Source organism: Curtobacterium sp. PhB146, assembly GCF_004342995.1.
GTDB lineage: Bacteria > Actinomycetota > Actinomycetes > Actinomycetales > Microbacteriaceae > Curtobacterium.
The window spans coordinates 484,734-510,086 of sequence record NZ_SMBN01000003.1 but is presented as its reverse complement, the minus strand read 5'-3'; the positions used below and the strand labels follow the sequence as shown (position 1 = coordinate 510,086).

23 protein-coding genes are annotated in these 25,353 nt (G+C 73.8%); 11 read left to right on the top strand and 12 right to left on the bottom strand.

Going from position 1 to position 25,353, the window contains the following annotated elements; translation table 11 throughout:
* The first annotated feature begins 25 nt into the window (after positions 1 to 25).
* The 8 genes from EDF33_RS14470 (at position 26) to EDF33_RS14435 (ending at position 9,187) form a co-directional block, all read left to right on the top strand.
* A complete protein-coding gene (locus EDF33_RS14470; protein ID WP_132100381.1) occupies positions 26 to 1,627 on the top strand; it encodes an ABC transporter substrate-binding protein in 1,602 nt (533 codons plus the stop codon).
* Positions 1,624 to 2,652, top strand: coding sequence for an ABC transporter permease (locus EDF33_RS14465; RefSeq protein ID WP_132100380.1), 1,029 nt, complete (start codon positions 1,624 to 1,626; stop codon positions 2,650 to 2,652). The genes EDF33_RS14470 and EDF33_RS14465 overlap by 4 nt, the downstream gene beginning before the upstream one ends.
* On the top strand, positions 2,649 to 3,533 hold the full coding sequence (locus EDF33_RS14460) for an ABC transporter permease (RefSeq protein ID WP_111084076.1): 885 nt from the start codon (positions 2,649 to 2,651) through the stop codon (positions 3,531 to 3,533). Before EDF33_RS14465 ends, EDF33_RS14460 begins: the two co-directional genes overlap by 4 nt.
* Entirely contained in the window at positions 3,530 to 5,311 is a 1,782-nt protein-coding gene (locus EDF33_RS14455; RefSeq protein WP_132100379.1) for an ABC transporter ATP-binding protein, read from the top strand. The genes EDF33_RS14460 and EDF33_RS14455 overlap by 4 nt, the downstream gene beginning before the upstream one ends.
* The gene (locus EDF33_RS14450; RefSeq protein WP_123292792.1) at positions 5,308 to 7,377 is read left to right on the top strand and encodes a CocE/NonD family hydrolase; all 2,070 of its coding nucleotides are present in this window, start codon (positions 5,308 to 5,310) and stop codon (positions 7,375 to 7,377) included. Before EDF33_RS14455 ends, EDF33_RS14450 begins: the two co-directional genes overlap by 4 nt.
* The gene (locus EDF33_RS14445; protein ID WP_243692457.1) at positions 7,374 to 8,093 is read left to right on the top strand and encodes a TetR/AcrR family transcriptional regulator; all 720 of its coding nucleotides are present in this window, start codon (positions 7,374 to 7,376) and stop codon (positions 8,091 to 8,093) included. Before EDF33_RS14450 ends, EDF33_RS14445 begins: the two co-directional genes overlap by 4 nt.
* 29 nt (positions 8,094 to 8,122) lie before the next feature.
* Complete coding sequence (locus tag EDF33_RS14440; RefSeq protein ID WP_123292793.1) at positions 8,123 to 8,536, top strand: SIP domain-containing protein; 414 nt, start codon at positions 8,123 to 8,125, stop codon at positions 8,534 to 8,536.
* Between the two features lie 156 nt (positions 8,537 to 8,692).
* Positions 8,693 to 9,187 (top strand): DNA starvation/stationary phase protection protein, encoded by a 495-nt coding sequence (locus EDF33_RS14435; RefSeq protein ID WP_132100378.1) that lies wholly within the window; start codon positions 8,693 to 8,695, stop codon positions 9,185 to 9,187.
* Positions 9,188 to 9,596: 409 nt separating this feature from the next.
* Here EDF33_RS14435 and EDF33_RS14430 read toward each other — a convergent pair whose 3' ends face one another.
* From EDF33_RS14430 to EDF33_RS14410, 5 genes are all read right to left on the bottom strand, one after another.
* Positions 9,597 to 10,259, bottom strand: coding sequence for a response regulator transcription factor (locus tag EDF33_RS14430; RefSeq protein WP_123292794.1), 663 nt, complete (start codon positions 10,257 to 10,259; stop codon positions 9,597 to 9,599).
* Positions 10,256 to 11,473 (bottom strand): histidine kinase, encoded by a 1,218-nt coding sequence (locus EDF33_RS14425; protein WP_132100377.1) that lies wholly within the window; start codon positions 11,471 to 11,473, stop codon positions 10,256 to 10,258. The genes EDF33_RS14430 and EDF33_RS14425 overlap by 4 nt, the downstream gene beginning before the upstream one ends.
* Positions 11,470 to 12,228: a VTT domain-containing protein gene (locus EDF33_RS14420; protein WP_132100376.1), complete on the bottom strand. Its 759-nt coding sequence runs from the start codon at positions 12,226 to 12,228 to the stop codon at positions 11,470 to 11,472. The genes EDF33_RS14425 and EDF33_RS14420 overlap by 4 nt, the downstream gene beginning before the upstream one ends.
* A 93-nt stretch (positions 12,229 to 12,321) precedes the next feature.
* Positions 12,322 to 13,905 (bottom strand): D-glycero-beta-D-manno-heptose 1-phosphate adenylyltransferase, encoded by a 1,584-nt coding sequence (gene rfaE2, locus EDF33_RS14415; protein ID WP_279388064.1) that lies wholly within the window; start codon positions 13,903 to 13,905, stop codon positions 12,322 to 12,324.
* The gene (locus tag EDF33_RS14410; RefSeq protein ID WP_132100375.1) at positions 13,902 to 15,317 is read right to left on the bottom strand and encodes an aldehyde dehydrogenase family protein; all 1,416 of its coding nucleotides are present in this window, start codon (positions 15,315 to 15,317) and stop codon (positions 13,902 to 13,904) included. Before EDF33_RS14410 ends, rfaE2 begins: the two co-directional genes overlap by 4 nt.
* A gap of 145 nt (positions 15,318 to 15,462) precedes the next feature.
* Between EDF33_RS14410 and EDF33_RS14405 the strand changes: the two genes are divergently transcribed.
* Positions 15,463 to 16,560, top strand: coding sequence for a glycosyltransferase family 9 protein (locus EDF33_RS14405; protein WP_132100374.1), 1,098 nt, complete (start codon positions 15,463 to 15,465; stop codon positions 16,558 to 16,560).
* A 281-nt stretch (positions 16,561 to 16,841) separates the two neighbouring features.
* Here the strand turns inward: EDF33_RS14405 and EDF33_RS14400 are convergent, their stop codons facing one another.
* Genes EDF33_RS14400 through EDF33_RS14365 form a run of 7 tightly spaced genes read right to left on the bottom strand, consistent with a single transcriptional unit; the run spans position 16,842 to position 23,765 of the window.
* Positions 16,842 to 17,546: an SDR family oxidoreductase gene (locus EDF33_RS14400; protein ID WP_132100373.1), complete on the bottom strand. Its 705-nt coding sequence runs from the start codon at positions 17,544 to 17,546 to the stop codon at positions 16,842 to 16,844.
* Between the two features lie 35 nt (positions 17,547 to 17,581).
* Positions 17,582 to 18,979 (bottom strand): PfkB family carbohydrate kinase, encoded by a 1,398-nt coding sequence (locus tag EDF33_RS14395; protein WP_132100447.1) that lies wholly within the window; start codon positions 18,977 to 18,979, stop codon positions 17,582 to 17,584.
* Positions 18,980 to 19,038: 59 nt separating this feature from the next.
* On the bottom strand, positions 19,039 to 19,659 hold the full coding sequence (locus EDF33_RS14390; protein ID WP_123339609.1) for an SIS domain-containing protein: 621 nt from the start codon (positions 19,657 to 19,659) through the stop codon (positions 19,039 to 19,041).
* On the bottom strand, positions 19,656 to 21,014 hold the full coding sequence (locus EDF33_RS14385; protein WP_132100372.1) for a glycosyltransferase: 1,359 nt from the start codon (positions 21,012 to 21,014) through the stop codon (positions 19,656 to 19,658). Before EDF33_RS14385 ends, EDF33_RS14390 begins: the two co-directional genes overlap by 4 nt.
* Entirely contained in the window at positions 21,011 to 22,072 is a 1,062-nt protein-coding gene (locus tag EDF33_RS14375; protein WP_243692456.1) for a glycosyltransferase, read from the bottom strand. The genes EDF33_RS14385 and EDF33_RS14375 overlap by 4 nt, the downstream gene beginning before the upstream one ends.
* A 53-nt stretch (positions 22,073 to 22,125) precedes the next feature.
* The gene (locus EDF33_RS14370; protein WP_243692455.1) at positions 22,126 to 23,202 is read right to left on the bottom strand and encodes a glycosyltransferase family 9 protein; all 1,077 of its coding nucleotides are present in this window, start codon (positions 23,200 to 23,202) and stop codon (positions 22,126 to 22,128) included.
* Complete coding sequence (locus EDF33_RS14365; RefSeq protein WP_132100371.1) at positions 23,199 to 23,765, bottom strand: HAD family hydrolase; 567 nt, start codon at positions 23,763 to 23,765, stop codon at positions 23,199 to 23,201. Before EDF33_RS14365 ends, EDF33_RS14370 begins: the two co-directional genes overlap by 4 nt.
* Positions 23,766 to 23,865: 100 nt before the next feature.
* Here EDF33_RS14365 and EDF33_RS14360 point away from each other — a divergent pair, with 100 nt between their 5' ends.
* On the top strand, positions 23,866 to 24,858 hold the full coding sequence (locus EDF33_RS14360) for a glycosyltransferase family 9 protein (protein ID WP_132100370.1): 993 nt from the start codon (positions 23,866 to 23,868) through the stop codon (positions 24,856 to 24,858).
* A gap of 50 nt (positions 24,859 to 24,908) precedes the next feature.
* A complete protein-coding gene (locus EDF33_RS14355) occupies positions 24,909 to 25,265 on the top strand; it encodes a PRC-barrel domain-containing protein (RefSeq protein ID WP_111084060.1) in 357 nt (118 codons plus the stop codon).
* The last annotated feature ends 88 nt before the right edge of the window (positions 25,266 to 25,353 follow it).

The following is a 25,353-nucleotide window of genomic DNA, read 5'->3' as shown; positions in this document are numbered from 1 at the left end:
ACGATTACAGGAGGGGCCACCCCGAATGCAGCCCATCGTCCCCGAACCCCGGAACGCCCGCGGCCCGAGCCGCCGAGCGCTCCTCACCGGCGCCGCCGGCCTGGCCGGCCTCGGCCTGCTCACCCTGACGGGGTGCAGCTCCGGCGCGAACGCCGGCACGCCCACCATCCCCGAAGCGGCGGCCACCGGCGTCGCCCGACGCGGCGGTCGCCTGCGCATCGCGCGCCCGGCCGCCTCGGCCGCCGAGACCCTCGACTCCGCCAGCTCCCTGTCGGCGTACGAGTACCTCGGCGCGCTCTACAACCGGCTCGTCAAGCTCGACGAGCAGGGCACCACCGTGCCCGACCTCGCCGAGGAGTGGTCCGCGAACGCCGACGGCACCGAGTGGACGTTCTCGCTCCGCCGTGGCGTCACCTTCCACGACGGCAGCCGCTTCACCGCGGACGACGCCATCGCGAGCATCCGGCACATCCTCGACGAGAAGACCGGCAGCCCGCAGGCCGGGGTCCTCGGCGAGGTGATGGACGCCGACTCCATGCGTGCGACCGACCCGTACACGCTGCGGTTCTCGCTGACCAAGCCGAACGCCGAGTTCCCGTCGCTGCTCACCGCGTACCAGTGCTACATCGTGCCGGCGGCCGCGATCGCCGACATCGGCCGCACCGGGATCGGGACGGGTCCGTTCCGGCTCTCCGCGTTCAACCCAGCCGGTGCCGGCAGTGTCGAGGCGTTCGACGACCACTTCGCCGGGCGTCCCGCGCTGGACGGCATCGACTTCTACTCGATCCAGGACACCACCGCCCGGGTGAACGCGCTCCTCGCCGGCCAGATCGACCTGATCTCGCAGACGAACCTGGACTTCGCGACCGCTCGGGTGGTGTCCGCGTCCGACCGCGCCACCGTCGCCCGGTCGAAGAACGCCCAGTGGTACACGATCCCGATGCTCGCCACGAGCGACGAGTTCAGCGACCCGCGGGTCCGCCAGGCGATGAAACTCGCCTACGACCCGCAGCAGATCGTCGACACCGCCCTGCAGGGCACCGGCTCGCCCGGGTGGGACAACCCCGTCCCGCCGCAGCTCGCCGCGTTCGTCGACGACCACCGCGAGTACGACCCGGACAAGGCGAAGGCACTGCTCAAGCAGGCTGGTCACGAGGGGTTCCGGACCTCGATCTACACGTCGAGCTACGAGTCGGTCTTCACGCCGATGGCCGTCGCCTACCGCGACGCCGTCGCCGACGCGGGCATCCGCCTGACGGTCCGCAACGCGAGCTCGGACTCGTACTACACGCAGATCTGGATGCAGAAGCCGCTCATGGTGAGCTACTGGTTCACCGGCCGGCCGATCGACCAGCTCCTCAACCAGATCTTCCGCACGGGCTCGTCCTACAACGAGAGCGCGTGGTCGAACGAGACCTTCGACGGGCTGCTCGACGACGCCCGCGCCGAGATGGACGACGCGAAGCGGCTGACGCTCTACCAGGACGCCCAGCGGCTCGTGGTCGAGGACGGGGCCGACATGACCCCGATGTTCGGCGATCGGCTCGTGGGGCTGTCCCGCGACGTCGTGAACTACTCGGAGTACGGCTTCGAGTTCGACTACCTCCGGATCGGACTGCGCCGATGACGACCAAGAACACCCCGTCGGACGTCTTCGTCCCCGTCCTCCGCCGGGTCGGCATCGCCGTGCTCACGGTCGTGCTCGCCTCGCTCTTCGTGTTCCTGGCCGTGCAGGCACTGCCCGGCGACGTCGCGCAGCAGCTCCTCGGCCAGAACGCCACCCCGGACGCCGTCAAGCAGCTGCGCGAGACCCTCGGCCTCGACCAGAACGTGTGGCTCCGCTACCTGCAGTGGCTCGGTGGCGCGGTGCACGGCGACTTCGGCACCTCGCTCGTCAGCGGCGAGGCCGTCGCGCCGACGCTGTTCACCGCCTTCCGGAACAGCATGCTCATCGCCGTGCCCGCCATGCTCGTCGGCGTCACGGTCTCCCTGACGCTCGGCGTCCTCGCCGGGGTCCGTCGGGGTCGCCCGTCCGACAAGGTGATCTCGATCGTCAGTCTCGTCGTGATGAGCGTGCCCGAGTTCATGGTCGCGACCGTGCTCGTGCTGCTCTTCGCGATCGGCCTGCCGGTCTTCCCCGCCGTCGTGCTGCGGGGGAGCGACGCCACGGTCGGCGAACTCCTGCCGACGATCTGGCTGCCGATCATCGTGCTCACCCTGGCGATGGCCGCCTACATCGTGCGCACCGCCCGCTCCTCGACCATCGACGTGATGGCGTCCGAGTTCGTCACCACGGCGGAGCTCAAGGGCCTGACGATGCGTCGCGTGGTCTGGAAGCACGCGGTGCCGAGCGCGCTGCTGCCGACGCTCAACGTCGTCGCGCTCAACGTCGCCTGGCTGCTCGGCGGGGTCGTCGTCGTCGAGAACGTCTTCAACTACCCGGGCATGGGCAAGCTCATGCTCGAGTCGGTCTTCAACCGCGATCTGCCGACGATCGAGGCGATCGCGCTCCTGAGCGCCGTCATCTACGTCGTCTGCAACCTCGCCGCCGACCTCGTGGCGCTCGCCCTCGACCCGAAGCTGCGGACCCGCCAGCGGCGACCGCGCACGCGCACCCGCACGACGCGCAGCACCAGGAAGGCCGCCGCATGACCGCCACCGCCACCCGCCGCCCCGGACGCGTCGTCCTCGCCGGGGCCCTCGCGCCCCTGCGCGGCTCGACGGCGCTGAGCATCGGCCTCGGCCTCATCGCCCTGCACGTCGTGCTCGCCCTGCTCGCACCGGTCATCGCCGGGTACGACCCGGTGGCCACGAACGCCGGCGACGTCCTCGCCGGCCCGACCTGGACGCACTGGCTCGGTACCGACCAGTACGGCCGTGACGTGCTGTCGCGGACGCTCAACGGCGGCCGGTACGCCCTGCTCGTGACCTTCCTGGCCACGACGATCGCCGTCGCGGTCGGCACGGTGCTCGGTTGCATCACGGCATACGCGGACAACTGGTTCGACGAGGCCGTCATGCGCGTCGTCGACGCCCTGCTCAGCGTGCCGTCGATCCTCGCCCTGCTGGTCGTGGTCACCGTCTTCGACGCCGGGCTCTGGGTGATCGTCCTCGCCGTCACCGTCGTCTACGCGCCCGCCGTGACCCGCGTCGTGCGCGGTGCCGCCCGCACCGTCATCACGCAGGACTACGTGACGGCCGCCCGGGCCCGTGGTGAACGCGCGCTGTCGATCGTGTTCCGCGAGATCCTGCCGAACGTCCTCGACGTGGTGCTCGTCGAGTACGCCATGCGGGCCTCGTGGATCGTGCTGCTCGTCGCGTCGCTGTCCTTCCTCGGCTTCGGCGCCAACCCGCCGACGCCGGACTGGGGGCTGATGGTGCAGGAGAACCGCACCGCGCTGACCGTGGTGCCGCTCGGCACGCTCGCACCGATCGTCGCCCTGGCGACCCTGGTGATCGGGCTCAACCTCGCCGCCGACGGCCTGAGCAAGTCGCTCGGCGTCGACCGCGCCACGAAGGGAGTGAGCGCATGACGCACACCGACACCGCACCGGCCGCACCGGCGACCGCGACGGACCCCATCGTCCGTGTCGACGACCTCGCGATCTCCTACGCGGCCGGCAAGCGCCTGGTCCCCGTGGTGCGCGGCGTCTCCTTCGCGATCCCCGCCGGGCGCACCCTCGGCCTCGTCGGGGAGTCCGGCAGCGGCAAGTCCACCGTCGCCCGGACCCTGCTCGCGCACCTCCGGGCGGGCTCGACGATCGTCGGCGGCTCGGTCCGCGTCGGCGGCGACGACGTCTTCGCGTTGTCACCGTCCGGCCGCCGCGAGCTCCGCGGCGGCGTCGCCTCCGTCGTCGCGCAGAACGCCGGCCAGGCGCTCACCCCGTCGATGCGCGTCGGCGAGCAGATCCGCGAGGCCCTGCGCGCCCACCGCGAACCCGACGGCCCCGAGCGCGTCGCCGAGCTGGTCCGGTTGGTCCGGCTGCCAGACCCCGACGCGATCGTCCGCCGGTACCCGCACCAGCTCTCCGGCGGGCAGCAGCAGCGCATCGCGATCGCGATGGCCGTCGCCGCACGCCCGCGGGTGCTCGTGCTCGACGAGCCCACGACGGCGCTCGACGTCGTCACCCAGGCCGCCGTCCTCGACCTGATCGCGGACCTCGGCCGGCAGCTCGGCATGGCCGTCCTGCTCGTCAGCCACGACCTCGGGGTCGTCTCGGCGATGGCGGACGAGATCGCCGTCATGCGCGACGGCGAGATCGTCGAGCACGCCGCCACGGCGGCGCTCTTCGCCGCCCCGCAGCACGAGTACACGCGTGCCCTGCTGGCCGCGGTGCCGGACGGGCGACGGCCGGGAGGGACGGATCGCGTGCCCGAGACGGCGACCGTCTCGTCGACGGTCGCCTCCACGGCCGGCCGAACCGTTCCTCCCGAACCGCTCGTCCGTCCCGTGGTGACCGCCGAGGACCTGGTGATCCGCTACGGACGCGGCCTGCCGGCCGCCGTCGACGGCGTGTCCTTCACGATCGCGCCGCGCGAGACGCTCGCGGTCGTGGGGGAGTCCGGAAGTGGCAAGTCGACGCTCGCGACCGCCCTCGCCGGCCTGGTTCCGGCCGAGTCGGGCACGTTCTCGTTCGACGACGGGACGGTGAGCGGCGACCTGCGCGAGCCGATCGCCGGACGGTCCCCGGACCTTCGTCGTGCGGTGCAGCTCGTGTTCCAGAACGCCGACACGTCGCTCAACCCGCGGCGCACCGTGGGCGCGGCGATCGGGCGACCGCTCAAGCTGTTCACGGGCACGTCCTCGCGGCAGCGCGTCGGCGAGCTGCTCACCCAGGTCGGCCTCGGCCCGGAGTTCGCCGAGCGGCTCCCGGCGCAGCTCTCCGGTGGGCAGCGGCAGCGCGTCGGCATCGCCCGGGCCCTCGCCGCCGAGCCGCGCCTGGTCATCGCCGACGAGATCACCACCGCGCTCGACGTGCAGGTGCAGGCCGGGATCCTCGCGCTCCTCGCCGACCTGCAGCGCTCGCGCGGGCTCAGTTGCCTGTTCATCAGCCACGACCTGGCCGTCGTCCGGGGCGTGGCCGACCGGGTCGCCGTGATGACCGGCGGCCGGATCGTCGAGATCGGACCGACCGAGCGGGTCTTCACCGGCCCGAACCACCCGTACACGTCGACGCTGCTGGCCGCGACGCTCGAGCCGGGCAGCACCGAGCTGCCCGACGTCGGCGACGGGGTACCGCGCTGGCGGCACACCGAGGGCTGGACGGACCACGGCGACGGCCACCTGACCCGGAACTGGGAGGACGCATGAGCCGCGATCGCTCGGTGTACGCCGACGCTTCGACCCTCACCGCCATCGGCGCGCCGGACTCGCTGCCGGACGGCGTGACCGTCCGCGACGAGTGGATCCCGATGCCCGACGGCGTCCGACTGCACACCCGGATCTGGTCGCCGGCGTCGCCCGACGGTCCGGTGCCGGTGCTGCTCGAGTACCTGCCGTACCGACTCGACGACTGGACCGCGCCGCGCGACTCCGAACGGCACCCCTGGTACGCCCAGCACGGGTACGCCTCGGTCCGGGTCGACATCCGGGGCAGCGGCTCGTCGGACGGGTTCTTCGACGACGAGTACAGCGAGCAGGAGCTCCGCGACGGTGAGGCCGTGATCGCCTGGCTCGCCGAGCAGGAGTGGTCGACGGGTGCCGTCGGCATGTTCGGCATCTCGTGGGGCGGGTTCAACGCCCTGCAGCTGGCGGCGCGTGCGCCCGCTGCCCTCAAGGCCATCGTCACGGTGTGTTCGACCGACGACCGGTACGACAACGACGTGCACTACGTCGGCGGAGCGGTGCTCGGCATCGACATGGCGGCGTGGGGCGCGACGATGTTCGCGTTCAACTCGCGGCCGCCCCGGCCCGAGGTCGTCGGCACGGACTGGGTCGACCGGTGGCGCGAGCGGCTGGAGTCGAACCGCCCGATGACGCCGGTGTGGCTCGCGCACCAGGAACGCGACGACTACTGGCGGCACGGCAGCGCCGCCGAGGACTACGGCAACATCGGTGCAGCGGTCCTCGCCGTCGGCGGCTGGGCGGACCCGTACCGCGACGCCGTGCTCCGACTGGTGTCGAACGTGCAGTCCCCGGTCAAGGGCATCGTCGGGCCGTGGTCGCACCAGTACCCGGACCGCGGTCTCGCACCCGGACCGTCGATCGGGTTCCTGCAGGAGACGCTGCGTTGGTGGGACCGCTGGCTCCGCGGGATCGACACCGGCGTGGAGGAGGACCCCGCACTCCGCGCCTGGATCAACGAGGGCGAAGCCCCGGCGACGTACTACGCCTCGCGACGGGGCCGGTGGGTCGGCGCCGAGGCGTGGCCCTCGGCGGCGACGCACCGGCGTGCGCTGCCGCTCGCGACGCTCCGCGGCGGCGAGGACGGGCCGGTCGTCGTCCGGTCGCCGCAGCACACCGGCGCCGACGCCGGACGGTTCTTCCCGTTCGGCAACGCGACCGACCTGCCACCCGACCAGCGTGCCGAGGACGGCCGCTCCGTCTGCTTCGACCTGCCCGTCGGCCGGGCGTTCGACCTGCTCGGCAACGCGCTCGTCACCCTGTCGGTCACGAGCGACCAGCCCCGCGCCACCCTGACGGTGCGGTTGTGCGACGTCGCGCCGGACGGCTCGTCGACCCTCGTGACGCGCGGGGTGCTCAACGCGGCGAAGCGGGACGGCATGGACCGGAACGACCCGCTGGTCCCCGGTGAGCCGGCGTCGCTGCCGGTGCAGCTCGTCGCGACCGGTCACCGGTTCGCCGCCGGGCACCGCCTGCGGATCGCGGTGTCGTCGTCCTACTGGCCCTGGGTCTGGCCGCACGGCACCGAGGCCACCGTCACGATCGACCCGACGGCGTCCGAGGTGTGCCTGCCCGTCTGGACGCGCGACACCGACGACGACGTGCGCTTCGACGAGCCCGAGCGGTCGACGCCGCTCGCGATCGAGCGCGTTGCACCGACCGAGCAGCTGCCCCAGCGCACCGTCACGCACGACGTCGAGACGGGGGAGTGGACCCTCGACGTCGACCCCGGGTACGGCGGTGGACGGGTCTACCCCGACGGGCTCGTCTTCAGCGAGGACGCCCGCGAGACGTACCGCATCCGGTCGGACGACCCGAACTCGGCCGTGGCATCGTCGCGCTGGGCGATCGGCCTGGAGAAGCCGGACTGGTCGGCACGGCTCGAGACGTCCTCCGAGGTCACCGCCGACGCCGAGGCCTTCCACGTCGTGAACACCGTGCGGGCCTGGGCCCGTGACGGCGGCCCCGACGCCCCCGAGGTGCTGGTCACCGAGCAGACCTTCGCCGACGACGTCCCGAGGACCTCGGCGTGACCGGGGCAGCGGGGGCTGCACCGGGGGCGGCGGCTGCACCGGGCGCGGCAGCGGACGCCGGGGGTGCGGCACCGCGCGTCCGGCAGCGTCCCGCGGTCCGGCGCGCGATGATCGTCGCGGCCGCCCGTGCCGTCATCGTCCGCAACGGCGTCGGGGCGACTGGCCTGCGGGACATCGCCGCCGAGGCCGGGGTGTCCGTCGGCACCGTGACGTACCACTTCGGCAGCGTGGCGGAGATCCTCAACGAGGTCGTCGTGCTCGAGACTGAGCGCTTCTACGGGGCGATCGTCATCGCCGTCGACGCCGAGTCCGACCCTGTCGAGGCGTTGCGGATGCTCGTCGCGCCCCTGTTCGACGACACCGAACAGGTCCGGCAGCACTGGCGGATCTGGTCCGACTACTGGACCGCGGTCGCCCGCCGGCCCGAGGTGGCCGCCGAGTACGCCGAACGGATCCGCGTCTGGGAGGCCTGTCTGGTCCGGGTGATCCGCCGCGGTGCCGACGCCGGCACGTTCCCGGGCGGCGCCGGACCGATCGAGCCGGACACCGTGGCCCTCAAGCTCGCGGCCTACAGCGACGGTGTCGCGACGCAGATCGCCCAGTGCGTCCCCGGGCTCACGAACACCGTCGCGCTATCGTGGATGTGGACGTTCCTGGCGCACGAACTCGGTGTGCCGGCTGTGGAGATCGCCGGAACCGGCCAGCAGCCCTTGTGATGAGGTAAGGCTTGCCTTACCGTTGCAGCATGGCACGGACCCGGCGACAGCCCAGCGAACGCATCCTCATCGCCGGCGGCGTCGAGGACCTGCCGGAGATCCGCCGTCAGCTCGAAGACCTGCCGGAGAACGCGTACGGACAGGTCTTCGTCGAGGTCGCCCTCGACGAGCAGATCCGCATCCTGCCCGCGCCGCCCCGTGTGACCGTGACGTGGCTGGTCCGCAGTGCCCGCACCTCGGCGGTGTCGCCGCTCGTCTTCGCCGACCACGGCGAGGCCCTCGCGCACGCCCTGACCGGCTGGGCAGCCGAGTGGTGCGTCGCCGACTGCGAGCCGCGTACGAGCGTCTGGATCGGGTGCACTGACAGCCCCTGGGTCGAGCGCGCACGTTCCGCCGTCCAGATCGAGCTGAGCGACGCCGGCTTCGACACGCTCGTCGGCTGACCGCTGCCGGCTGGCGGCTGCTGCCCGCCGGTAAGGGCAGCCTCCGCTTCCTTGCGGCATACAAGAGAAGCGGGCATGGTTGTGTCCATCGGCAGCACCGAACTGGTCAGGACAGGCCCAGCGATCCGGTGTAACCACGACGCAGGAGGTTCAGACATGACCACGACCACCACCACGACCACCACGTCCCCGTTCTCGACGACGCCGGAGCTCGCCGCCGGAGTGGCACAGTTCCTCGCCCCCGTCGTGATCGACCTCGAGGCACTCGTCGTCAACGGCAAGCAGGCGCACTGGCACGTCCGCGGCCGCAACTTCGTCGGTGTGCACGAGCTCCTCGACGACATCGTCGAGCACGCCCAGGCCTACGCCGACACCGCCGCGGAGCGCATCGTCGCCCTCGGCCTGCCGGTCGACTCGCGCATCGCGACCGTCGCCGCCAACACGACGCTGCCGCCGCTGTCGCAGGGCTTCCAGAACTCCGACGTCACCATCACCGAGGTCATCGCCCAGATCGACGCGGCCCTGCTGCAGGTCCGTCGCGCCGTCGAGGGTCTCGACGAGGTCGACCTCAACAGCCAGGACGTCGTCATCGAGATCGAGCGCGGTCTGACGAAGGACCGCTGGTTCCTGCAGGCGCACCTCGCCGCCTGAGTCGCGACCAACCCCTGACGGGAGGCCCGGTGCCAGCTGGCATCGGGCCTCCCGTCCGTCTGTCGTCGGGTCTGCCCACCGCGACCTGCGTCGACCCGGTGCGACACTCTCGATGTCGTTCGACAACGACCCTGTCGCCGCTCCGCGTGTGCAACCGTTGCGGGCGCGCAGTTGCGACGCACTCGATGTCGTACGACATCGGCGACGTCGCTGGTTGCGCGCGCAAGTACCCGCGCGTTACCTGTACCCGTGCCGGCCCTGCGACACCGACGAGATCGCGCGACACGCCGCTGACGCGCCGCCGAGGTTCCACGGACCGACGTTTCGGCGCGCGAGATGTGCAGATTTCGGAACCTCGGGGGACGTGAGCGGCGCGGCGGACGGGGGCCCGGCGGACGGCGGCGGCGCGTCAGGCGGACGGGCGGACCAGACCGGCCTCGTACGCCAGCACCACGGCGTGCACCCGGTCGCGCAACTGCAACTTCGCCAGCACCCGCCCCACGTGGGTCTTGACGGTCTGCTCCGCGATGAACAGATCGCCCGCGATCTCGCCGTTCGACCGCCCGCGCGCCATGAGCAGGAACACGTCGCGCTCCCGGTCGGTCAGGACGTCGAGCACCTCGGTACGCGGAGCGGCGGTGACCGGTCCGGCGACGAACGCCTCGACCAGGTGCCGGGTCACGCGCGGCGCGAGCAGTGCCTCGCCCGCGGCCACCGTGCGCACCGCCGCGACGAGCTCGTCGGCGCTCGCGTCCTTGAGCAGGAAGCCGCTCGCCCCGGCCCGCAGGGCGTCGAACACGTAGTCGTCGATGTCGAACGTCGTCAGCATGACCACGCGGACGGGTCTGTCCGTCGGCGCCGCCGTGATCCGTCGGGTCGCCTCGATCCCGTCGAGTTCCGGCATCCGGACGTCCATCAGGATCACGTCCGGCTGCAGCCGGATCGCCGCGACCACCGCCTCGGCACCGTTCGCGGCCTCGCCCACGACCTCGACGTCGTCCTGGGCCTGGAGGATCGCCCGCAGTCCCATGCGGAACATCTGCTGGTCGTCCACCACCATCACCCGCGTCATCGGCTTCCCCCGTCGGCCGCCGGTACGCGGACGGGCAGGGTCACCACGACAGTGAAGCCGCCGTCCGCCACGGGGCCGTGGTCGATCGTGCCCTCGAGCGCCGTCACCCGCTCGCGCATCCCGGCCAGGCCGAAGCCACCGTCGTCGGGTGGTGCGGCCGGCACGGTGCCAGCGGGTGGAGCGGTGTTGGCGACCTCCACCCGGAGACGCGAGCCGTGCCTCCTGACCGTCACGACGGTGGACGCGCCGGGCGCGTGCCGGGCGACGTTGCCGAGCGCCTCCTGCACGACCCGGTAGACGGTGAGCTGCGCGAGCCGGTCGACGACGTCGACGACGTCGACGTCGAGGTCGACGGGGATGCCGGCGGCGCGCGTGGCCTGCACGAGCGCGGGCAGGTCGGCGAGGTCCGGCTGCGGCGCGCGCTCGGCGGCGGTGTCCCCGCGCAGGGTACCGAGCAGCTGGCGCATCTCGCGCAGCGCGGTGCGGGAGGTCTCGGCGATCGCGGCGAACTCGGCGCGGGCCTCCTGCGGCAGGTCGGCCACCCGGTACGGGGCCGACTCCGCCTGCATGTGCACGACGGACATGCTGTGCGCGACGACGTCGTGCAGCTCGCGGGCGATCCGGGAGCGCTCCTCGACCGTGCGGCGCCTGGCCTGCTCGAGCTCGGCGTCGCGGCGGGCGGCGACGAGCTCCTGGCGGATGCTGCGGCGCTGCCCGATGACGACGGCGGCCGCGGCGACCAGGAGCGTGTCGCCGGCGGACACGACGAAGCTCGTCGCCCACACGGCGGGCTGGTCCCAGCGGCCCGGCGTCACCGCGACGAGCAGCAGGGGGAGCACGGCGGCGACGGCCCACACGATCGCGGTCAGCCGCCAGGTCGAGCGGACCCCGAGCACGACGAGCAGGACGCTCAGGCCGATGATGCCGGTGACCGGGATCGGCCACGGGCTCGTCTCGACCGGCGCGGTGAGCAGGCCGAGCGCGACGAGTCCGACGAGGTGGGCGGCGGCTGCGGTTCGGGGGACGAACGGGGCGATGCCGATGCTGACCGCGAGCACCGCCGACACGAGCAGGGAGAGCGGGACCGCGACGGCGTAGTAGACCGAGGTCACCGGGGCGGCGACGCTGAACAGGGACACCACCGCGACCACGAGAGCGATCCGGGTCGCCAGCGGCAGCCAGGTCGGTCGCGGGCGGAGCAGGGCGGTGGTCACGGTCGGACGATCTCTCCGGTGGGGACGATGCGGGGTGTGGCGGACGGGGCGTGCGTGACGGGTGCTGTGCTCGCGGTCGGCACGTCGGTCGCGGACACGTCGGTCGTGGGCACGCCGGTCGTGGGGACGATCGCGGCGGCCGCTCGGGCGGCACGGGTGTCGCGCCTGCGGCTGATGCTACCGATCACCCGGTCGACCGCGATGCCGAGGCCGCCCGCGACCACCATCGACACCAGGGCGGCGACGAGCGGCTCGTGCAGCACCTGCGACGCGGCCAGGGCGATCCCGACCGAGGTCGCGGACCACGCCGTCCCGGCGATCGCGCTGATGGCGAGGAAGCGACGGTAGGGCAGCCGGGTCGCGCCGGCGGTCATGTTCACCGCGACCCGGCCGACGGGGATGTAGCGGCCGACCAAGATCAGGCTCGCGGACCGGCGCTGCATCTGCCGTTCGGCGAACGCGAAGGCCGCAGCGATCCGCGGCCGTCGGGACTGCGCCAGGCGGGCGAGTCCGATCCGGCGACCGATCCAGTACGCCACCGAGTCACCCGCGATCGCACCCACCGCGGCGGCCACCAGGACCCCGGCCAGGACGGGCTGGCCGGACGTCGCGGCGATGGCGGCGATGGCGACCAGGGCCGACTCGCTCGGGACCGGCGGGAAGAAGCCGTCGACGAAGCACAGGGCGACGAGCACGACGTAGACGAGCGGACTCGCGGCCAACTCGACGACGAACGGGGTGATCTGGTCGAACACGGCGACGCTCCCTCCGCCGACGGACCTCGTCGACGGGTTCGACGCTACGGAGCGCCGGGAGCGCTGCCATCCCGCCGGGGTCTCGACGACCCCCTACTGCGGTATGACCTTTCCGTCGGTGGTCCCCTCGGGGTCGGGCGCGGCCGACGCGGCGGCCGGCACCACGGACCCGGCCGACGCGGCGACTGGCACCGCGGACCCGGCCGACGCCGCCGCGGCTTCGCGGATGCGCCGGACCACGGCCGTCGTGGAGTGCTCGGGGACGTAGTCGACCATGACCACCTCACCGCCGTACCCGCGCACGACCGCCGTCTCGCGGAGCATCTCGGGCGAGTAGTCGCCGCCCTTGACGTAGACCTCGGGGCGCAGCCGTTCGATGAGCGGGATCGGGGTGTCCGTCGCGAACACCGTCACCAGGTCGACGCAGGCCAGGGCGGCGATCACCCCGGCGCGGTCCTCGGCCGGGTTGATCGGGCGCTCCGGGCCCTTCAGTCGTCGCACCGAGTCGTCGTCGTTCAACGCGACGACGAGCAGGTCGCCGAGGTCCCGAGCCTGGCGCAGGTACGTCGTGTGCCCGCGGTGCACGACGTCGAAGCAGCCGTTCGTGAACACCACGCGCCGACCGGCCTGACGGGCCCGTTCGACGGCGGCCGCGAGGTCGTCGTGGTCGACGACGGTGGCTGCCGGTGCCGACACCGAGTCGAGCAGGGCGGCGGCGCTGCACACCGACGTACCGGCCTCGCGGACGACGACGTCGGCGGCGGCCTGCGCAACGGACACGGCGTCGCGGACGGATGCGTCGACCGCGAGCGCCACCGTCGCGGCGGCGCAGAACGTGTCCCCGGCGCCGGACGCCTGCTGCTCGGAGGCCGGCACCGCTCGGGTGCGGAACCCCTCGTCCGTGTCGGGCTCGAGCAGCACGGTGCCGTCGCGGTCGAGCGTGACGACGGCCGCGCGGGCACCGGTCCGGGCGAGGACGTCGGCGCGCGCACCCAGGACGGCGGCCACCCGGTCGGCGCCGGTCCCGAGGTCGCGTCCGAGCAGTGCTGCGGCCTCGCCGGCGTTGGGTGTGACGAGGTCGGGTCGCAACGACGCCCAGCGGGGCAGGTCGTGCGCGTCGACGACGATGGACCCGGGGCGGTCGCGGTCGAGCACCGGGACGACGTCCTCGGCACGGACGCCGAGTCCGTAGTCGCAGACGACCGCGGCGTCGGCGCAGCGGACGGCTCGGGCGACGGCACGTGCCAGCCGTTCGTTGTGGTCGGCGGTCGGGGTTCCGGCCAGGTCGTCGACCCGCACCACGACCCGGTCGCCACCGACCACGCGGGACTTCGTTGTGGTGCGTGCACCGGTGATCTCGACCAGGAACGTCGTGTCGACGCCCGCGGTCTCGAGCCGTTCGCGCAGGACGTCACCGGCCTCGTCGTCGCCGATGAGTCCGACGAGCCGGACCCGGGCGCCGAGCGCGCGGGCGTTCACCGCGGTGTTCGCCGCCCCGCCGGGCACCGCGATGGTCTCGGTGACCCGGACGACGGGTGCCGGTGCCTCGCGCGAGACCCGCTCGGCCTCGCCCACGGTCCACCGGTCGAGGATGCAGTCGCCGATCACGACGACGAGCGGTTCGCGGTCGTCGATCGTGGCGACCAGGTCGCGGACGAGCCGGACGTCGACGCTCATCGTGTGCCGCCGACGGAGCGTGCGGGGGCGGGCTCGAGGTGCACGACCGTGGTGGTGGTCATCTCGTCGAGCAGGTGCGGGCCGTACCCGAAACCCGCTCCCGAGGCACCGCGCGGCTGGGCGCTGCCGCCCGGCGCACCACCGAACACCGCGTTGACCTTGACGGTGCCGACCGGCAGTTCCGCGGCGGCGCGCAGGGCGTGACCGGTGTCGTTCGTCAGGACGGTGGCGGCCAGGCCGTACCGGTCGGCGGCCGCGAGCCGGAGCCCCTCGTCGAAGTCGGCCACGACCCGGACCGGCGCGATCGGCCCGAAGGTCTCCTCGGTCATCACGAGCATGTCGTCGGTGCACCCGGTGAGCACGGTCGCCGGGTAGAACGACCCGGCGCCGTCCGGGGTGACCCCACCGGTCCGTGCCGAGGCACCGCGCTGCAGGGCGTCGTCGACGTGCGCCTGCACGGTGCTGCGCAGCCGGTCGTCGACCAGCGGACCGTAGGTCGTCGCGGGTGCGGCGGTGCGGCGCTCCGCCTCGGCCACGAGGGCGGCGACGAAGGGCGCGGCGACGTCGCGGTGCACGTAGACGCGTTCGACGCTGGTGCAGATCTGCCCGGTGTTCGCGAACGCACCGAGCGCCACCTGGGCGGCGGCCCACTCCGGGTCGACGTCGGCGTCGACGACGACCGCGTCGTTCCCGCCGTTCTCACGGACCACGTGGGCTCGGGTCGCGACGGCGACCTCGGACAGCCGGTCACCGGTCGCGGTGGACCCGACGTGGGCGTACACGTCGATGCCGTCCTGGGCGAGCAACAGTTCGCCGGTCGACCCGTCCCCGTCGACGCCGACGAGCACGCCGTCGGGCAGCACCTCGGCGAGCAGGGCGTTCAGGCGCGCGGTGGTGGCGGGGGACCGCTCGCTGCCCTTGTGCACCACGGTGTTGCCGGTGACGATCGCGGCACCGAGGATCCCACAGGCCACGGCGACCGGGTCGTTCCACGGCGTCAGCGCGAGGACGACGCCGCGGGGGTGCGGGACGGCCCAGTCGGCGGCCCCGAACTGCCCGCGCAGCGCCTCGCCGCGGTGCACCGGTCCGAGCTCGGCGTACTGCACGAGGGTCCCGACGCCGGCCTCGACCCCGCCGAGTGCGTCACCCGGTACCTTGCCAGTCTCGCGGGTGTTCAGGTCGGCGAGCTCCTGGGCGTGTGCGCGCACGTGCTCGGCCGCTGCGTGCAACAGTGCGCCGCGCTCGGCCGGGGCGGTGCGCGCCCAGGCGGCGGCAGCTGCCCGGGCACGGGCGACGGCATCACGGACCTCGGCTTCGGAGGCACGGGGCACGGTCGACGCGACCGTCCCGTCGACGGGGTCGGTCACCACCAGGTCCGTGGCGGCGTCGGCAGCAGCGGGTGCGATCGTCATGGTGTCCTTCCGGAGGGCGGGCGGGGGTCAGACGGTGCTCGGACACCGCTGTGTGCCGACTCGACTCCGCGCTTCGTGTCCATCGGTGGCCGTCCGCCGCCCGGTGCTGGACGTCCCTCCGGCACCCGACCGGTAGACGAGAGACGTGCAGCAGATCGGTGTGGGCGGAGAACGGTTCGACGGCGTGACCGAGATCGCGGTGCTCCGCGGCGGGGGGCTCGGCGACCTGATGTTCGCCGTACCCGCCCTCGAAGCCCTCGCCGCGGCCTACCCGGACGCGCGCATCACGCTCCTCGGCACGCCCGCCGCGGCAGCGGTCCTGGGCGGCCGGACCGACGCCGTGCACGCCTTCGAGGAACTCCCGCTCGCACCGGGTGTCCGCGACGCCGGCGACGACGCTCCTGATGCCGAGGACTTCTTCGCGCGGCTGTCCGGCCGGTTCGACCTCGCGGTGCAGCTGCACGGTGGGGGTCGCAACTCGAACCCGTTCCTGCTCCGCCTCGGCGCCCGGCACACCGTCGGCTCCGCGACCGAGGACGCCGAGGTCCTCGAGCGATGGGTGCGCTACGTCTACTACCAGCACGAGGTCCTGCGTGCCCTCGAGGTCGTGTCGCTCGCGGGGGCCGCCCCCGTCACGCTCGACCCGCGGGTGCGCGTGTCCGACGACGAGCGTGCGGCGATCCGCGAGCGGCTCGGCGTCGCCGGGGACGGCACCCGGCTCCTGGCGATCCACCCCGGAGCGACGGATCCGCGTCGCCGATGGAGCCCCTCGCGCTTCGCCGAGGTCGCCCGTGTCCGGCTCGCCGCCGGGGACGACGTGGTGCTCGTCGGCGACGCGTCCGACGTGCCGGCGTCCACCGCCATCGTCGACGCGCTGCCCGCCGACCTCGGCGGACGGGTGCACGACCTGACCGGCGCCGTCCCGCTCCGCGAGCTCCCCGCCGTGCTCGCCGCCGCCGACGTCATGGTCGGCGACGACTCCGGCCCGCGGCACCTGGCGGTCGCCGTCGGGACCCCCACGGTCGGCGTGTTCTGGTTCGGCAACGTCGTCAACGCCGGGCCGTTCGACCGCGGGCGGCACCGCGTGCACCTGTCCTACGTCACGCGCTGCCCGGTCTGCGGGGTCGACGTCACGCAGGTGGGGTGGACGGCCGAGCGCTGCGTGCACGACCCGTCCTACGTCGACGAGGTCGACCCGCAGCAGGTCCTCGACGACGTCGCCGACCTGCTCCGCACCACCTGACCGCGGCGCTCTGGTCCCGCCCGGTTCCGGAAAGAGACAGTCTCCCGCGAACGTTCCGCGCGGAACTGTCGCGTTCGCGGCAGGGACGGACCGGCGCCGCGGAGATCTGTCGCTTCGGCGGGGTGGTCCGGTCCACCGCCGGACGGGAGGCACGGTGCCAAGCCGGCACGTGCCTCCCGTCCGCCACGTGGCGACGACCAACGCGCGGTGCGAGGTTGACCACTCCGTGCGGGTTTCCGTCCCAGCACGGAGTGATCAACCTCGCACCAGGCAGCGAGCGCCTACGGCCAGCTCGGCTCCGTCGCGGGCATGATCGACAGCTCCCGGATCTCGCAGCCAGCCGGCTGCGCCAGCGCGAAGAGGATCGCGTTCGCGACGTACTCCGGCTCGATGAGCTGCGCGTCCGGACCCGGCTTGTACTGCTCGGTGCGGTCGGCGAAGAAGTTCGTGCGCATGCCGGCCGGGATCACGTTGGTGACACCGATGCGGCCGGCGGTCTCGGCGGCCAGGGCCTGCGAGAAGCCGCGGACGCCGAACTTCGAGGCCGAGTAGGCGGTGCCGTCGCCGACGCCGCGCAGGGCGAGCGAGGACGAGATCGTGACCACACGTCCGTGCGCCGCCTCGAGGGCGGGCAGTGCGGCGCGGACGACCGAGGCGGTGCCGATGAGGTTGACCGCGACGATCTTCTCCCAGTTGCCGGAGGAGATCGCGTCGATCGGTGCCGGGGTGTCGATCCCCGCGGCGGTCACGACCGCGTCGAGTCCGTCGTGACGCTCGGCCGCCTGGCGGACCGCCTGCTCGACCGCGTCGGTGTCCGACACGTCGACGGCCACGGCGTCGATGCCCTCGGACACCGCGTCGACGCGCAGGTCGAGGACGATCGGGGTGCCGCCGGCCTCGACGACCGCGGCGACGACCGCCGCGCCGAGTCCGGAGGCGCCGCCGGTGACGAGGACGCGACCGATGGGGGTGGTGGGGACGGGCATGGACTTCCTTCCGTAGGGGCGTGGATCCGTCGGGCTCAGCCGACGTGTTCGAGGGCCGCCGCCAGGCGGGTCGTCGAGCGGCCGGGGTGGAACGGGACGGTGACGACTCGTCCGCCCCACTCGGCGAGGGTCGCGGCCTCGGGCAGCTCGCTCGCGGTGTAGTCGCCGCCCTTCGCCCAGACGTCCGGGCGGAACCGGCGGAGTGCCTCGTCGGGGGTGTGCTCGTCGAACACCACGACGGCGTCGACGCAGTCCAGGGCGAGCAGGAGTTCGACGCGGTCGTCCTGGGTCATGATCGGCCGGTCCGGACCCTTGAGCGCGCGGACCGAGCTGTCCGAGTTGAGGCACACGACCAGGCAGTCGCCGAGTGCCCGCGCGGCCGACAGGGTGCGGGCGTGCCCGGCGTGCAGCAGGTCGAAGCAGCCGCCGGTCGCGACGACGGTGCCGCCGGCGCTCCGGACCTCGTGCACGGTGCGCAGCGCGTCGCGGTCGGCGCCCGGTACCCGGAGCGGCGCGGGGCCGTCGTCGGCGAAGAGCGCGGTGACGCCGCCGGCGGCCAGGTACTCGGAGGCCGCGACCACGCCGGCGGCGACGGCTCCAGGGACGTCCGCTCCACCGGCCAGCGCCACGGCGACACCGGCCGCCAACCGGTCGCCGGCGCCGCACGGGTCGCCGGCGGTGACGGAGGGTGCCGGCACGAAGCGACTGTCCGAACGGTCGTCGGCGAGGAGTGCTCCGCGGTCGCCGAGCGTCACCGCGACGGCGCCGACACCCCACTGCTCGACGAGGGCCGCCGCGGCCACGGTCGCGAAGGGCACGGTCGCGAGGGGCACGGTCGCGAGGGGCGCGCCGTGGCCGTCGACGTCGGTGAACCGGCGGGCCTCGGCGGCGTTCGGGGTGGCCACGGTGATGCCGGGAACGGGTGCGGCGCCCCTCGGGTGCGGGTCCCAGACCACGGGGGTGTGCTCGGCGACGCGTGCGAGGGCCTCCCGCAGCGCCGGAGCGGCGGCGACCCCGCGGCCGTAGTCGGCAACCACGATCGCGTCGGCGTCGTCGAGGGCGGCCGTCATGGCGTCGGTGGCCTCGGGCACGGGCGGGGTCGCACAACCCTCGTCGATGCGGACGAGCGCATGGTCGACGACGCGCACGCGGGTCTTCACCGGCGTCGGCGCACCGGAGGGCCCGGCGACCACGGTGACGTCGGGGAGCAGGTCGCGGAGTTCCTGCGCACGGGCGTCGTCGCCCAGGACGGTGACCAGGGTGACGTCGTGTCCGTCGCGCACCAGCATCGTGGCGACGAGACCGGCACCCCCGGCGCGGCGGTCGTCGGTCGTGACGTCGACGACGGGCACGGGTGCGTCCGGGCTGAGCCGATCGCTGGTGCCGGCCACGTCGACGTCGAGCAACGTGTCGCCGACGACGACGATCCGCAGGCGACGACCCGCCGCGCGGTGCGGCCCGGCCGGTCGCTGCGCGGACGGCTGCTGGGGCGTCATCGCCGGACCCCGCGGCGCAGTGCGGGCTCCATCGCCCGGCACAGGGCGTGCACGAGCACGAGCTGCGCCTCCTGCACGTTGGCGGACGGCCCCGCGATGCAGATCGCGTCGTCCACCGCCTCGGCCAGGGGGTTCGGCCGCGGCCCGGTCATCGCGATCGTCCGGGCACCGACGGCGCGGGCGGCCTCGGCGGCGCGGAGCAGGTTCGGGCTCCTGCCGCTGGTCGACAGGAGCACGACGACGTCACCCGCCCGTGCGTGCGCCGACACCTGTCGGGCGAAGACCTGGTCGAAGCCGTAGTCGTTGCCGATCGCCGTGACGGCCGAGGTCTCCGCGTGCAGCGAGATCGCGGAGTAGGCGGGGCGGTCGCCGTCGAACCGTCCGGTGAGCTCCGAGGTCAGGTGCTGCGCCTCGGCGGCCGACCCGCCGTTCCCCGCGGCGAGCAGGCGGCGACCCGCGACGAGTCGGGCCGCGATGTCGTCGGCCCAGGCGGCGATGTGGTCGTGGTGGTCGACGAGCGAGGCGATCACCGGGACCGAGGCGGCGACGTGGTCGAGCACGATGCGTGCACTCGCGGTGGTGTGCTCGTCGATGCCGGGCTGCTGGTCGATGGTCATCGGGCGGTCCTCTCGGTCGGCTGTGCGGCACGCGGGACCCGTCCGGCGTGGGTGGCGGTGCGCTGCGGTGCGCCCGCCGTGGTGGTGCGCTGCGGTGCGCCCGCCGTGGTGGTCGGTGCGGCCACGGCGACGGCACCGGCCAGCAGCCGCTCGTACACGCGCTCGCTGTCGGCGGCCACCTTCTGCCACGTGTACCGCGACTCCGCACGTGCACGGCCGGCCCGCCCGAGGGATCCGCGGCGGTCCGGGTCGTCGAGCAGGGCGCCGACGGCAGCGGCGACCTCGGCCTCGTTGCGCGGCGGGACGTGCAGGCCCGTGCCGTCCTCGACGACGGTGTCGATGAGCCCACCGACACTCGACGCGACGACGGGTCGACCGCAGGCCATCGCCTCGAGCGGGACGATGCCGAACGGCTCGTACCAGGGTGCGCAGACCACGACGTCGGCGCTCCGGTACACGGCGGGCATCTCGTGCTGTCCCAGCTGTCCGCGGAAGGTCACGTGGTCACGGACCCCGAGCGACCGGGCGAGGGCGTCGAGCCGCTGGTACTCGGGGTCGTCCACCAGGTCGGCCCCGGCGACACCGGCACCGCCGACGACCACGAGTTCGACGTCGCGCCCCTCGGCGACCAGGGCGGCGAGTGCGGCGATGGTCGTGCCGACGCCCTTGCGCCGGACCAGCCGCGACACGGTGAGCACCCGCTGCGGACGGCCGCGCTCCTCGACGGGCCCGTCGGGGCGGAACAGCTCGACGTCGACACCGCACGGCACGACGGAGATGCGCTGCAGGGGGACGCCGAGGGCCTTCAGCTCGAAGGCCTCGTCTGAGCACGTCGCGACGACCTGGTCGGCGCTCCGTCCGACGGCCGGTTCGAGCCACTCGCGCTCGGCGGGACTCGTGTCCGCCGAGCCCTGGTGCCGACGCTTCACGACGCCGAGCGCGTGGAAGGTCTGCGCGACGGCGATGCGGGTGCCGCCGGTCCGGGCCTGCACCTGCGCGACGGCGTCGAGTGCCGCGTGACCGGACATCCAGAAGTGGGCGTGCACGACGTCGGGCCGGTCCACGAACCACTCCGCGGCGAGCACCGACGCGAACGTCCCCATGAAGGGGAACAGCTCGTCCTTCGGCACGTGCCGCGCCGGACCGGCGTCGACGTGCACGACGTCGACCCCCGGACGCAGCGGCACCCGGACCGGCGCGGATGCGTCGTCACGCCGGGTGTAGACGGTCACCTGGTGCCCGCGGTCCGCGAGCGCCCCGGACAGTTCGGCCACGTGGACGTTCTGTCCACCGGCGTCGACGCCGCCGAGCACGGCGAGCGGGCTCGCGTGCTCCGACACCATCGCGATCTTCATCGGAGGCTCCCCTCGAACGCGGCCGAAGTCGCGGCCGAAGTCGGGGCCGAGGTCGTGGCCGAGGCCGGGGCCGAAGTCGGGGCCGAGGCCGCCCGGTCGCGCCGGGCACCGCGGGTCACGGCGTCGTCGAGCAGGTCGTCCCAGTCGGCGGTGAAGCGGCCGAGCGCGTGCCGTGCGAGTACGGCCTCCCGCGCCACGGCCCCCCGTCGGCGCGCCTCGTCGGGGTCCTCGATGAGGATCCGGGAGGCCCGCACCAGCTCCTCGACGTCCGTCGCGATCGCGCCGGCCTCGCCCGGCACCGTGCGGGCCGCGTCCGTCGTCGCGAGCACCAGGACCGGCATCGCCAGGTGCATCGCCTCGAGGAGCGACAGGCCGAGCGAGGTCCACCGGTTCGGGTGGACGTACGCGCGGCGTTCGGCGAGGGCCGTGTGCATCGGGTCGGAGGGCACGTCACCGCGGGCGACCACGGCGTCGCCGAAGCCGAGCTCCGGCAGCCGTTCGGTGCCCATGCCCCAGACGTCGACGGGTGCCACGGCCGCGAAGCGGGGGAGCAGGTCGGTGCCGACGACGCGGTCCCGGCGGACGGGCTCGTTGATGACGACGCCGAGGCGGTCGAGCGAGCCGGTGTAGCGCGGGCCGGGGTCGACGACGCCGTGTTCGACGACCGTGGTGCGCGTGGTGCCGCAGTCCCACATGAGTGCGTTCCAGTGCGTGACGTGCGCGATGGTCAGGTCGTCGCGGTCGCGGAACGGGTGCGGGCTGTTCGGCACGTCGACGCGGGGCGCGTTGTGCTCGACGAAGACGATCGGCACGTCGCGACCGGCGAGCAGGCGCTTCGCCGCGTCGAGTTCCTCGGTGCGTTGCAGGACGACCACGTCGACCTCGGCGTGGGCGACGTCGGCGGGGTCGATCTCGATCGCGGACGCCGGCCAGGCGCGCCCGCCACGACCGAGGCCCCAGGCGTCGCGCGCCGGCGTGGTGGGGATCAGGTACTCGTGCGGGCCGCGGACGAACGCGTCCATCCAGCCGCCGTGCACGTGCCAGACGAGGATGCGCATGCGGGGCCTTTCGGTCGGTCGGGCACGAGGAGAAGGGGGAGCAGTGGCGGACGCTACGCAGCACCTTCTGGCGCGCTCCGCAGACTTCTCGGTTCCATCCGCGAAGCGCGGTCGAGCAGCCGTTCGTGGGCTGCGAGCACGTCCTCGATGCGCACCGTGGACAGGCACGGGTGGCCGGGGACGGGGCATTCGCGGGCACGGCTGAGCCGGCACGGCGCGGCCTGGTCCCCGAGCAGTTCGACCAGCGGTGCGTACGGCGCCCACCGGACGGCGGGGACGACCGGCGAGAAGAGGCTGACGATCGGTACGCCGACCGCCGCGGCGAGGTGCGCCGGCCCGGTGTTGCCGACGACGACGACCTCGGCACCGGCCAGGACCGCAGCGAGCTTGGCGGGCGTGGTCCGTCCGCCGAGGTCGATGCCGGTGGAGCCGGCGACGGCCGCGGTGAGGTCGCGTTCCCCGGGGGAGCCGGTGACGACGACGGGCACGCCACGCTCGGCGTACGCGGCGACGAGCTCCCGGTGGTGCGACGCCGGCCACGACCGGGCGGGGACGCTGGCGCCGGGGTGCACGACCACGTACCGTCCCAGCCCGGCCACGGACGGGGGTGCGACGGCGTCGTGACGCACCACGAGCCTCCCGTCGTCCCCCGGCGGCAGCCGGAACCCGGCCGCGTCGGCGATCCGCAGCGCGCGCTCGGGCTCGGGGACGTCCTCGGGCAGGTCCTCGCCGGGTCGCAGGCGGACGTCGAGGAGCGACCCCGGGTGGTCGACCGAGGCCCCGGAGACGCGGGGGACACCGGCGAGGCGGAGGAGCAGCGCCAGGGGCAGCGGCGACTGGTGGAACGAGGTGAGGACGACCGCTTCGTCGGGTCGTTCCTCGGCGACGAGCGCGCGGAACTCGGCGAGCACGGCGTCGTCGATCGGCTTCGCGGTCTCGGTGACCCAGGGCGCTGCCCACACCCGGACGCGGTCCACACCGGGCAGCAGGTCGGCGGCCGGGGCGCCCTGCGGTCCGCACAGCATCGTGACGTGCGAGGCACCGGCGGCGACGGCGCGCACGGCGGGGCCGGCGACCAGGACGTCACCGAACGAGTCGAGGCGCGCCACGAGGACGCGGGGACGGCTCACGTGCGGTCCGTCCTGACGGTCGACGGTCCGGCCGCGGCGATCACCAGGTCGACGGCCTCGGCGAGGGTCGCCGCGACGGTCTCGGCGTCGTCGACCTCCTCGGGCCGCGTGCGCGGCGTCGGCACGAGCACGCCCTGCGCTCCCGCGGCCCGCGCCGCCTGCACGTCGGCGCCGATGTCGCCGACCACGACGAGCGCCTCCGGCGGGACCCCGAGTCGCTCGGCGGCGTCGAGGACCATGCCCGGCCGCGGCTTCCGGCAGGCGCAGTCGTCGCCGGCGTCGTGCGGGCAGACGCACCAGACGTCGAACGGCCCGACGAGCGCGTCCACGCGGGCGTTCGTCGCGTCGACCTGCTCGCGCGTCGCGAGGCCCTTCGCGACCACGGACTGGTTCGTGACCACGCCGAGCAGCAGCCCGGCTGCACGAGCCCGCTCCACGGCACGACGGGCACCGGGGACGGGCACCACCAGGCGCGGGTCGGCGTTGTACGGGACGTCCACGACGAGGGTGTCGTCGCGGTCGAAGAGCAGGCCGCGGATCGCGCGGTCCGGTGCGAGGGGCATGGCACCGGAGTACCGGTCGGCGGCCGCGTGCCGGCTCAGGACAGCCGGGGAACGCGCCCGCTGCCGACGCCACCAGCGGACACCGCCTACCGTCGCGCCCGTGACCGCACTCGAGACCTTGCCCGCCGCCGACGGACGCCCGGAACTCGTCGTCCTCCGCGCCATCAAGCTCGGCGACCTCCTGGTCGCCGTCCCCGCGCTCCGCGCCCTGCGACGGGCCTTCCCCGACCACCGCATCACCCTCGCGACGACGGCGTGGCTGGCACCCGTGGTCGAGCTCGTCCCCGCCGTGGACGTCCACCTGGCGCAGCACGGCCTCGACCACCCGATCAACGTCCCCGCCGGCACGGTCGACGTCGCGGTGAACCTGCACGGCGCCGGCCCCGAGTCGTCCGACCTGATCGCCGCCCTGCAGCCCCGACGGGTCATCGGGCACGCCGACCCGACCCACGGGTACGACGGTCCGGAGTGGCCGTCCGACGTGCACGAGCGCGACCGCTGGGCGGACCTGCTCACCTGGCACGGCGTCCCCGCCGACGCCGACGACGTGGCCGTCGACCGCCCGGCGGCACCGCCCGTCGTCGCCGACGCCGCGGTCGTCCACGTCGGTGCCTTCCACGGGGCGCGGCACTGGCCCACGGGCCGCTTCGCCGACGTGGTGCGCGGACTGCGGGAGCGCGGTGCCGACGTGGTGCTGACGGGAGGCGCGGACGACGTCGTCCGTGCACGTGCCGTCGCGGACGCGGCCGGCCTGGCGCCAGGGGCGGTCCTGGCCGGCTCCCTGGAGCTGCAGGAGTTCGCGGGCGTCATCGCCGCGGCGCGGCTCGTCGTCACCGTCGACACCGGTGCGGCGCACCTCGCGACCGCGTACGGCGTGCCGTCGGTGGTGCTCTTCGGCCCGGCGCCGCCGGAGGCCTGGGGACCGCCCGCATCGGGTCCGCACATCGTCCTCACCGATGCCTCGGTCCGGCGCGGCGACGTCTTCGCCGAGGACCCCGACCCGGCGATCCTGGCGGTCGGCGCGGCCGACGTGCTCGCCGCGGTGGACCGGCTCGACGTGCTCGGGGTGACCGCACAGGCGACCGACCGGTAGCGTCGACCGAGAGCCACCCGGACCCACCGGGCACTCGGAAGGAGTCCTTCGTGTTCGAAGCCGCCAACATCCGTGACTGGATCGGCCTGCCGGTCGTCGACGAGGCCGAGGACAAGGTCGGGACGCTCGAGAGCATCTACTACGACACCGCCACGTCCGAGCCGGCGTTCGGTGCGCTCACGACCGGGATGGTCGGCTTCCAGAAGCTCGTGTTCGTCCCCCTCGTCGGGGCGACCGTCGCACCGAAGCACCTGCGCGTGACCTTCCCGAAGAAGCTCGTGAAGGACGCACCCTCCATCGCGACCGACGGTGAGCTCGACGCCGCGACCGAGCCCGAGCTGTTCCAGCACTACGGCCTCGAGTACCGCACGGGCAGCGGCGGCGAGCGTCGCCTCGGACGCCGCTGAGGCCGGAACTGCTCCGGATCGCCCGCCGACCACTGCGCACTGCCCTGGCGGTGGTCGGCGCCGTCTGTCTCGTGGCGGCGGGCCTCGG

Coding starts and splice junctions, on each gene's coding strand:
- EDF33_RS14375 (WP_243692456.1), bottom strand. CDS start 22,072: ATGCGCATCCTCGTCTGGCACGTGCACGGCGGCTGGATGGACGCGTTC.
- EDF33_RS14460 (WP_111084076.1), top strand. CDS start 2,649: ATGACCGCCACCGCCACCCGCCGCCCCGGACGCGTCGTCCTCGCCGGG.
- EDF33_RS14400 (WP_132100373.1), bottom strand. CDS start 17,546: ATGCCCGTCCCCACCACCCCCATCGGTCGCGTCCTCGTCACCGGCGGC.
- EDF33_RS14440 (WP_123292793.1), top strand. CDS start 8,123: ATGGCACGGACCCGGCGACAGCCCAGCGAACGCATCCTCATCGCCGGC.
- EDF33_RS14430 (WP_123292794.1), bottom strand. CDS start 10,259: ATGACGCGGGTGATGGTGGTGGACGACCAGCAGATGTTCCGCATGGGA.
- EDF33_RS14390 (WP_123339609.1), bottom strand. CDS start 19,659: ATGACCATCGACCAGCAGCCCGGCATCGACGAGCACACCACCGCGAGT.
- EDF33_RS14455 (WP_132100379.1), top strand. CDS start 3,530: ATGACGCACACCGACACCGCACCGGCCGCACCGGCGACCGCGACGGAC.
- EDF33_RS14385 (WP_132100372.1), bottom strand. CDS start 21,014: ATGAAGATCGCGATGGTGTCGGAGCACGCGAGCCCGCTCGCCGTGCTC.
- EDF33_RS14470 (WP_132100381.1), top strand. CDS start 26: ATGCAGCCCATCGTCCCCGAACCCCGGAACGCCCGCGGCCCGAGCCGC.
- rfaE2 (WP_279388064.1), bottom strand. CDS start 13,905: ATGAGCGTCGACGTCCGGCTCGTCCGCGACCTGGTCGCCACGATCGAC.
- EDF33_RS14450 (WP_123292792.1), top strand. CDS start 5,308: ATGAGCCGCGATCGCTCGGTGTACGCCGACGCTTCGACCCTCACCGCC.
- EDF33_RS14435 (WP_132100378.1), top strand. CDS start 8,693: ATGACCACGACCACCACCACGACCACCACGTCCCCGTTCTCGACGACG.
- EDF33_RS14465 (WP_132100380.1), top strand. CDS start 1,624: ATGACGACCAAGAACACCCCGTCGGACGTCTTCGTCCCCGTCCTCCGC.
- EDF33_RS14410 (WP_132100375.1), bottom strand. CDS start 15,317: ATGACGATCGCACCCGCTGCTGCCGACGCCGCCACGGACCTGGTGGTG.
- EDF33_RS14365 (WP_132100371.1), bottom strand. CDS start 23,765: ATGCCCCTCGCACCGGACCGCGCGATCCGCGGCCTGCTCTTCGACCGC.